Source organism: Chitinimonas violaceus (genome assembly GCF_052601015.1).
In genome coordinates this window covers 1-276 of record NZ_JBQXDJ010000278.1, presented here as the reverse complement: position 1 = coordinate 276, position 276 = coordinate 1, and the positions used below count along the sequence as shown (strand labels likewise).

General features: G+C 60.1%; 1 protein-coding gene. It reads left to right on the top strand.

The annotated features are described in order from the left end of the window. Positions 1-276: tyrosine-type recombinase/integrase (locus ACUHMQ_RS21280; RefSeq protein ID WP_445297424.1), on the top strand; the 276-nt coding region annotated here is incomplete at both ends.

The window sequence follows — 276 nt, the reverse complement described above, 5'->3', positions numbered from 1 at the left end:
ACCGTGCCTTGCTGGAATTGCTCTATAGCACGGGGTTACGACGGCTGGAGGCGTCGAACCTGGCGTGCTATGACGTGGACCTGCACCGTCGGCTGGTGATGGTACGAGAAGGCAAAGGGCGCAAAGACAGGGTAGTGCCGTTGGGACAACGTGCGCTGGCTTGGCTGGATCGTTACCTGATGGAATCCCGCCCGCAGTTGCTGACGGTGGATGAAACGGCGCTGTTTCTGAGTGACTACGGCGAGCCGATGACCCCGGCGCATATCTCGCTAAAGG